The organism is Sporosarcina sp. P3, assembly GCF_002743415.1.
Lineage (GTDB): Bacteria > Bacillota > Bacilli > Bacillales_A > Planococcaceae > Sporosarcina > Sporosarcina ureae_A.
Genome location: NZ_PDZE01000026.1, coordinates 1 through 7,837, shown reverse-complemented (window position 1 = coordinate 7,837; position 7,837 = coordinate 1). Strand labels below are relative to the sequence as shown.

Sequence of the window (7,837 nt, the reverse complement as noted above, 5' to 3'; positions counted from 1 at the left end):
TGATCATCATATTTCGATATGCCGCTGCAACCGGACAGGAGGAAAATAAGCAGAATAAAAGAGTATCTGAAAAAAATTGTCATCACTACACCTCCTAATCCTCAATTTTAAAAATAGGCCGTTTTTGAGACAACTATGGGCGACTATCGCAACCGTTTGTTACGATCATTATGATGGTTGAGCTATTTCTTCTTTTTTAAATATACAAATTAACAACATAATGAATCCGTTTATGAAAGCGATTGGAAATATATGGAGTATGAATAATGTCTCCCAAGGATTTTTAACAATTGCGGCATACGTTAAATCTACTGCAAAAGCAATCGCCGGTGATATTGGCAACATAAAAACAATTCCCTTCACTCGGCGCTTTCTTATTTTCGACTTCCCTTTACTTAAAACATATGCAATAACCGCACCAAACAAAGCAATTAAATATCCCACACCAATCGCCATTCTCATCCTTCTAGTTTCAAGTGAATTGTTGTGTGGCACTTACTTTTTAAATTGACCTGTATACTGAATAGGGTTAATACTTTGTGCTGGAATCGCAACCGATCACGGGGTGGTGGTTGCAACCCGTTGATCTGCGCTGCAACCAGACGCGTTCCGCACCGATTAACTCTGCGCGTGTTTTAAATTCACTTCCATAGACGCACTCGTTTGTTTTATAGAGTTTTCAACAATCGCTATTTTCTCTTTTATATTTATCTTTTTGCAAAGCAAATAACAACCAAATCATAAATAAACCAGTAGATACATACCTAACATCTTTTTCAATTGGATGTCCAAGTGCCCACCCTAGTAAGTCTTTACCAATAAGGGTTATGAGAGTTAAAGTAAAAACAACTAAAAAAGAATGGATCATTAATTTCAAAAATTTAATTTCTGAGATTTTTGGTAGTTTCAACATACCCCCACCTTTTTATCTACTAAATTTACAAAACTATCAGGCACAGTGCTTCTTCCACAACTGCGCCCTTTTGTACAATCAGTCTTCTTTTTATAATAATTTTATAAGAGTTGAGACTACGAAGTAAGTTAGGAATCCCGCAACAAAGTAAAGAATGTTTTTCTTCATAGTTTATTAAGATTCCCCTTTCATAACAATCGTGCCTGATTACTTTGTAACTTTTAGCCATAGTTTCTATCCAAAAATAGAAGTAGAAAACTACTTGCACAAAGGAAAAATGCAATTCGAGTTATGATGTAAATGGAGAGTTCAACTTTAGTTAATTTCCTTTCCTTCTTAATTTTCTTGAAATGAAAATAGTAGTAAATACCACATATGAGCAGGACAACACCTGATAACTGATATATGCTTTTTAACAACTCAATCAAGAAAATCCTCCTCTCCTAAATAGTCCTTTAATGGTGCTATTCTTATTCCAGAATTGCACTCGTTAACGTGAGAGCGGTTACAACCCGTTGATCTGCGCTCCAGCCGGACGCGTGTCCTATGGGCAGGCAGTGAACCACACTACTCGCTTCGCTCGCAAAAGCCTTTCTTCGTTACGGCTCTCGCTGATCCTCTCAGCGTCGCCGGCTGTAGCGAAGATCAACTAAGCGAGTACACAGAAGATATACTACAAACGCGCCCGGTAAAGGCAAAGTAGTCAAGATCCGTTGACTTGCGCTCCAGCCGGACGCGTTCCCGAGGGCGGGCGGTGAACCACACCCCTCGCGTTGCTCGCCGGGTGTTTCACCTGTCCCGCTGATCCTCCGGGAGTCGCCGGCTTCCGCTCCAATCAACTAGCCAACTACAAAGAAGTCTCCTCCATAAACGCGCCCGATAACGCAATAAGCGTGATGCGAATCATTCACAAATAACTGACCAATTAATAGCTAAAAAATCTTGTTCTACCTGAGCAGTCATATTGTGTTCCACGCAGGATTTTTTTGCGTTTTGAAACGAGTTATAATTTGAAAAACCGACTATTCCAAGAAATGAAAAGATGATTAGAGGAACTATAAATAACTTCTTTTTCTTAGGGTTCATAGCCAATACCTCCCTCTATAAATATTGATGTATCAACGGTTTGACCCGCTGTAAGGGTGTCAAAAATATTTTTTTTGACACTCTGTTAACTAATACTTATTTGATATTCGAATCTTCAAACAGTCTGAGGCACGCTACGCGGTCACCGCTGGATAATACTGGTTGCGGTGATTGGTCCGTATACGATGCACTATGGATCTCCGCATTGCTTATGATGACGTACCCTCCCATGTCTCTTGGCGTCTGAAGCACCTACATTCCTTCGTTCGGTCTAGTCATAAGGCGGAGGCTGGCGAAGCTCCTTAGGGGACTCGTAGGTCGAATGGAAAATATAATGCCGGCTTCTCCGTGTCATCCAATTTTCTAGTCATTCACTATGAATGCAATGCTTAGGCAGCTCTTTCGAGCGTGGGAATGTCTCTCATCATTTGCTCTGCGTCAAACACCATGTGCTTCGTACAAATTGCGTGCAGTACCTTCAGTAGTTTTCCACAGAGAACTACAATGGACTGTTTCTTGCGTAATGGATTGACTTGTCTGGTTGTGTAATACTCGTGCAGTTGTTTAAATGCCTTGTTATGACGCACCATTGGCATCATGACACGGAAGAGCAGTGCACGCAGCTGGCTTCTTCCTCTTTTAGAAATTCGTTTCTGACCTTTGTGCTGGCCGGACGAGTTCTCCCTAAGTGTCAATCCCGCGAGTTTAAGTAATTGGCGTGGATGATCATAATGGGCGAAGCTGCCGATTTCCGATAATAAATCAATGATGGTTGCGTCCCCAAGACCAGGGACCGTTTGAAGATACTCGTACTCAACTGTCGTCTCAATGAGTTCCGTCAAGCTTTCCTGAAGGGATTCAAGTTCTTTTTCAATCTGGCGATAGCGTTGGACAAGTGTGGTGATTTCAATACGTGCCATCGTCTGTCCTTCTGTTATGCCAATAGAGATAAGCGCTGAATCAATGAGTTTCTTCGCCTTCGGTAACTGAGGGGATTTCATTCCCTCAACATCCCGATAGATTTCAACCAGTTCGATTGGCTCTTTTCCCGCTATATCGTTTGGGAATGGTGTACATTCAAGTGCTGCGAGTGCCATCTTGCCGAAGCTTGGGAACACTTGTTGAAACTCTGGAAAATAGCGATCAGTCCAGCGGATCATCTTGTTTTTAACAGCGTTCAATTCTTCAGTCAGATTGCCTTTGAGCGTCGCACCTACTCGCAGTTCAGCCTCTGTCTCCCTCAAGATCCGTGGATAGCTGTATCGACCGTCTTTCACTAAACGAGCGATGACAAGGGCATCCTTAGCGTCGTTCTTGGTCTGAAGGTTGTCGTCAAGTTCCTTGGATTTCTTTACATGCATTGGATTACATACAACGAGGGGGATTCCCCGATCGTCGAGAAAGTAAGCCAAATTGAGCCAGTAGTGGCCGGTCGGCTCGATGCCAATGATGACATCAGTTTTGCCAAATTGTTTCTTAGCATTAAGAATGCATTCATAGAAGTATTCGAACCCTTGCCTGGATTGGTGTACAGGAAACGATTTCTTTAGGAGCAGGCCACGTTCATCTACCATGCAGGCGTAATGTGTGCGCTTGGCGATGTCCATTCCTATTACCAGCGTTTTATCCGTAACTTGATTAATTTTAGCGTTTTGCGTAAAATTCATGATGAGTCCTCCTTGGTATCTAAATTAGGGGTCAATTCGTGCAGATTTGACACCCCGCATCATACCAAGAGGGCTTTTTCTGTTCAAGTCCCCGAAAAAGCTTCTAACAGGAATGCTCCTTACCTGATAATCTGGCCCGATTCTGGAACGATATTGTATAACAAGACTTACGTTTTATTTGCATGTGAATCACCGTATACTTTATAAACAACGCTGCCAAATGTAAACTTAACAGGGTATAATGAGATAATAATAGCAATTATCTGGCTGGCTGTTTTGATTACTCCTGTCAGATGCAATTTGTCGTTAATGACGAAGTTTGCTAATTGAATTAGACCAAATACAATACTGACCGATACTGCTAACGCAAACAAGATTAAAGCAGCTTGTGATATAGACAGTTCTCCTAATTTTTTAATGCTACCATCACTGATTGAAAAGCTGATATAAGATAATGGGAGTAACAATAAGTACCAATTTGAATAGCCAAATACAATCCAAGAAACTCCCATTACTAAAAGTAAAATCCATCCGATTATATTAAATGCCTTTTTGTTCACTTTCCCTTTCATCCTTCCTTAAGAATTGAAGTATCCCGTTACATCCCTCTCTTAAATACGGATCAACCTTTGCTTACGTTTCACTCTTAAGAAATATTGGCCCGATTACTGAAAGAGTATAAATAATTCATAAAACAATTGCGTTCATTATGGGCGAAATACTATGAAAACTCCTGATTTTTCTAAGTGTTTAATCAACTCTGAACAGCGCGAAAATCTAAGCTTGATAACAGTTGTGTAGTGCAAAATAGAAGTACAGAGTTTTGAAAAGAAAAAGTACATAACGTTGCAACTGAAGTTTCAACAAAAAAAGGCTTGCCAGCCTTCCAAATCTTCTCTACTGTATTGGTGTCGAATCAAATCAGTGGAGGTTGAAAGGAATGCTAGCAATGCCTGAAATTAATTGTATCAAACTAATGAGGAATCAGAAATCATTATCTATTAATCATATATCAAAAACTCTAGGTATTAATTGGAGAACAGCTAAAAAATATGCAGATGGTGATCAATTGCCGCAGGAAAAAGAAAGAAAAAGAACAGGAATGATGTATACAGAAAAATGGGGAGAAATTGTTGGTGATTGGCTTTGGGAAGACCAAAAATTAAAAAGAAAAGATAGAAGAACAAACAATGGAATCTTCACTGCACTGCAAGATATGGGATTTAAGGGATCCTATCGTACTGTTTCATACTTCATTAAAGAATGGCGTGAAGGAAGAGAAGATATTGAAGGTGAGACGAAGGACAAAAACTATGAGCGACTCATTCATCCCCCTGCTGAAGCACAATTGGATTTTGGATTGATGCAAGCGGTTCAAGACGGAAAATATCGAGATATTCATTGCTTAGTCATGTCTCTTCCTTTTAGTAACAGTGCGTATGCAGTTCCATTGCCGGCAGAAAATCAAGAGTGCCTCTTACACGGCATGAAAATGATATTTGACCAACTAGGTGGAGTTCCTAGAAAAATCCGTATTGATAACATGAAAACAGCTGTCGTTAAACCAAGGAATAGAAACGAAGAAGCTGTATTCACAAGTGAATTCTTACAGTTTGCCAATCATTATGGATTTGAACCTCAAGCATGTAATCCATACTCCGGTAACGAAAAGGGAAATGTAGAAAACAAAGTCGGTTACGTTCGATATAATTTCATTACTCCAGCCCCTGTCATAGAGAGTTTAGAAAATTTGACTAAGCTACTAGAAGAGCAACTAACGAAGGACCGACAACGCGTTCATTATAAGAAACAAGTTCCTTTACAGGAGCTACTGCAGGAGGAGTATCAATACCTTTTAGCGTTGCCTGAAGAAGACTATCCAGTATTCAAAGAAGAAAAAGTAAAAGCGAACAAGTATGGAGAAATCACGTTAGATAAAGTAAAGGTCTATGTTCCGAAAGCCTATAATTACAGCAACTTGTCTATAGTGAAATATTGGGATCGCTTTAAGGTGGTATCTCCTCACGGAGAACTTTTATATAAAGATAACCGACCCTATATGCATAGGAATCGCGAGATTCCATGGAAATCCATCTTAAAGGCATGGTTAAGTAAACCGCGGCAGTGAGCTACTCTCGTTTTTCAGTTTATTTACCAGGGCGTATTTATGAATACCTAAATATCTCCAGTCTTACGATTCGTAAAGAACGCATCAACTGGCTTCTTGGGCTATTAGCTACTTATGAAATGAATGAAATCAATGACCAATTCTATGAGCTGTTGGGTGGCCAATCAGACACTTTGAAAGAGCCAGAGGCGCATCCATATGATATTGATTGGAGCAATTATGATCAGCTCCAGAATACCTCGCAGATTGAAGGTGAGGTGCAGTGAACACAGATTTACAGACGATGTGCAAAACTTTACGCTTAGCTCATGTGCATGATGTTTTTTCGGATATTCCATACGAGAACCCGGTTCAATTTCTTGAAGATTTATTTCAAAAAGAGCTGCAGCTGCGAGAAGAGGCGAAAGCTTAACGATTAATAAAGAAAGCAAGATTTCTACAAAAGAAGTCCCTTTCGTCATTTCAATGGAGTGAACAAATTCATTTCCCTTCTCACATTGATTCACAAGAGTTATGTACTCTAAATTTTATTAGACGTAAGGAAAATTTAATCTTAACCGGTGCGCCTGGTACAGGGAAGACTCATTTAGCAACAGCAATTGGATATGACGCCTGTAAGCAAGGTCTCGAAGTACGCTTTTACAGAGTATCAGATTTGGCTGAAGCCTTGGAGAAAGCATGGCAAGAAGGTAAGTTAACTCAGTTTAGAAACCGCTTTAAAAGCGTGGACTTGATCATATTAGACGAGATGGGGTACGTGCCGTTCAATAAAGAGGGAGCAGAGCTCCTCTTTCAGCTCATTTCTGACTGGTACGAACAGAAAAGTTTGATCATCACTTCAAACTTGGAATTTAGTCAATGGAATCGCGTTTTTAGTGATTCTAGATTGACTGCTGCTTTAGTAGATCGGGTGATACATCATGCCCATATATTAAATTTTACAGGAGATAGTTTTAGGGTAACTAACGCATTATCACGTCAAAAATAAGACTAAAATGAAGGCTGGCAAGCTTGTGTATTTTTCTTTGCATTCTTCTGCACTTTTTTCTTGCAAAACACAACAGTCACCCAATTGAAGTGATTTATTACGAATACAATCCCATTATTTTGTCTTTAGTTAAAGTATTTAATCGTCTCATATCAACAAAAATAAGGTAACTGCCACTGCTGTGTTTTCAACGCTTGTTTACTAGTAGGATGATCCCAGCTTGGATACACTCTTAATGCCATTTTTCCTTTTGTTGAACTGGAGCTAATCATATCCTGGTGCAACATCACTTCCTTCGGAAAAATAAATTGTCCAAACTCATGTGTATTTTTAAAAGTAGTGATCACGAACAAATCAGGTGCTTCCTCGTATGAATAAGGTTGATTTTTATCGTTTTCGTCCTTTTCCCAAAACGCAACAAACTGCCCTACTTTTCTAGGTGTTGTATTCGCTACCCTAAATCGAACAGTTCTAGAAGCTATTTGAAATGTACCAGCGCCGTACTTAGCATTTTGCTTTTCTTCTTGCACCGATTGTAAAATCAAATGATTGGGCTCATACATCATTTCATTAATATAAGTAACTGCACTATAAAAATCTTTCATGGTGTGCCCCTCTAATTCGTTATGGATTACAATATTATCCTACTACTTATTCTTACTAGCATAGCATTTTTTATTGGACGTCGTGTTTAGTTCATGCGATACTTTTTATGTCTTATGAGCGAGATATATTACCGGCTGTTTACTTCCCGAATGCTAATATTTCACTTCAACTTTCACTTGAAGATGATAGTCATTATCATTTGTTTATTGTATAATGAATTTGGCCTTTTCCTTATTCATTTCTTGTAACGAACGAAATGGACTCCAAACATACCGATATTTGGATTAAAAGCATTAGTAATTTTAAGATTTTACTTTGGAAAATGAAAATTTATACAAAGATAGGTTAATTGTCATGAAAAAATGGCCATTGTTTGTATTATTTTTTACCTGTATGCTAGTGATCTCCGCATGTGGATCTAAAGATACGGATAAACAAGCAGACGAATC

Annotated in this window: 8 protein-coding genes and 1 pseudogene; 3 read left to right on the top strand and 6 right to left on the bottom strand. The window is 39.2% G+C overall.

All coding sequences use genetic code 11. The features are described from left to right. Positions 1 to 168: 168 nt before the first annotated feature. The 5 genes from CSV61_RS16330 to CSV61_RS16305 form a co-directional block, all read right to left on the bottom strand. A complete protein-coding gene (locus tag CSV61_RS16330; protein WP_099640083.1) occupies positions 169 to 456 on the bottom strand; it encodes a hypothetical protein in 288 nt (95 codons plus the stop codon). Positions 457 to 679: 223 nt separating this feature from the next. Further along, positions 680 to 910 carry a hypothetical protein gene (locus tag CSV61_RS16325; protein WP_099640082.1) on the bottom strand — a complete coding sequence of 77 codons (231 nt, stop codon included), beginning with the start codon at positions 908 to 910 and terminating at the stop codon, positions 680 to 682. Between the two features lie 906 nt (positions 911 to 1,816). After that, positions 1,817 to 1,999, bottom strand: a complete 183-nt coding sequence (locus tag CSV61_RS16315; protein ID WP_083031596.1) for a hypothetical protein — start codon at positions 1,997 to 1,999, stop codon at positions 1,817 to 1,819. A gap of 389 nt (positions 2,000 to 2,388) precedes the next feature. Next, positions 2,389 to 3,666, bottom strand: a complete 1,278-nt coding sequence (locus CSV61_RS16310; protein WP_099640080.1) for an IS110 family RNA-guided transposase — start codon at positions 3,664 to 3,666, stop codon at positions 2,389 to 2,391. Positions 3,667 to 3,833: 167 nt separating this feature from the next. Beyond that, entirely contained in the window at positions 3,834 to 4,226 is a 393-nt protein-coding gene (locus tag CSV61_RS16305; protein ID WP_083035832.1) for a disulfide bond formation protein DsbD, read from the bottom strand. A gap of 380 nt (positions 4,227 to 4,606) precedes the next feature. Here CSV61_RS16305 and istA point away from each other — a divergent pair, with 380 nt between their 5' ends. From istA to istB, 3 genes and pseudogenes are all read left to right on the top strand, one after another. After that, positions 4,607 to 5,794 (top strand): IS21 family transposase, encoded by a 1,188-nt coding sequence (gene istA / locus CSV61_RS16300; RefSeq protein WP_233193667.1) that lies wholly within the window; start codon positions 4,607 to 4,609, stop codon positions 5,792 to 5,794. Beyond that, entirely contained in the window at positions 5,791 to 6,060 is a 270-nt protein-coding gene (locus CSV61_RS17155) for a hypothetical protein (protein WP_233193666.1), read from the top strand. The genes istA and CSV61_RS17155 overlap by 4 nt, the downstream gene beginning before the upstream one ends. Next, positions 6,057 to 6,782 (top strand): annotated as a pseudogene (gene istB, locus CSV61_RS16295) (IS21-like element helper ATPase IstB). Before CSV61_RS17155 ends, istB begins: the two are co-directional and overlap by 4 nt. 152 nt (positions 6,783 to 6,934) lie before the next feature. Here istB and CSV61_RS16290 read toward each other — a convergent pair. Further along, positions 6,935 to 7,387 (bottom strand): MepB family protein, encoded by a 453-nt coding sequence (locus CSV61_RS16290; protein ID WP_083031599.1) that lies wholly within the window; start codon positions 7,385 to 7,387, stop codon positions 6,935 to 6,937. Positions 7,388 to 7,837: the final 450 nt, after the last annotated feature.

What these genes read in the sequence shown, in the direction of transcription:
- CSV61_RS16315 (WP_083031596.1), bottom strand. Translation starts at nt 1,999, where the DNA reads ATGAACCCTAAGAAAAAGAAGTTATTTATAGTTCCTCTAATCATCTTT.
- CSV61_RS16310 (WP_099640080.1), bottom strand. Translation starts at nt 3,666, where the DNA reads ATGAATTTTACGCAAAACGCTAAAATTAATCAAGTTACGGATAAAACG.
- CSV61_RS16330 (WP_099640083.1), bottom strand. Translation starts at nt 456, where the DNA reads ATGGCGATTGGTGTGGGATATTTAATTGCTTTGTTTGGTGCGGTTATT.
- CSV61_RS16290 (WP_083031599.1), bottom strand. Translation starts at nt 7,387, where the DNA reads ATGAAAGATTTTTATAGTGCAGTTACTTATATTAATGAAATGATGTAT.
- istA (WP_233193667.1), top strand. Translation starts at nt 4,607, where the DNA reads ATGCTAGCAATGCCTGAAATTAATTGTATCAAACTAATGAGGAATCAG.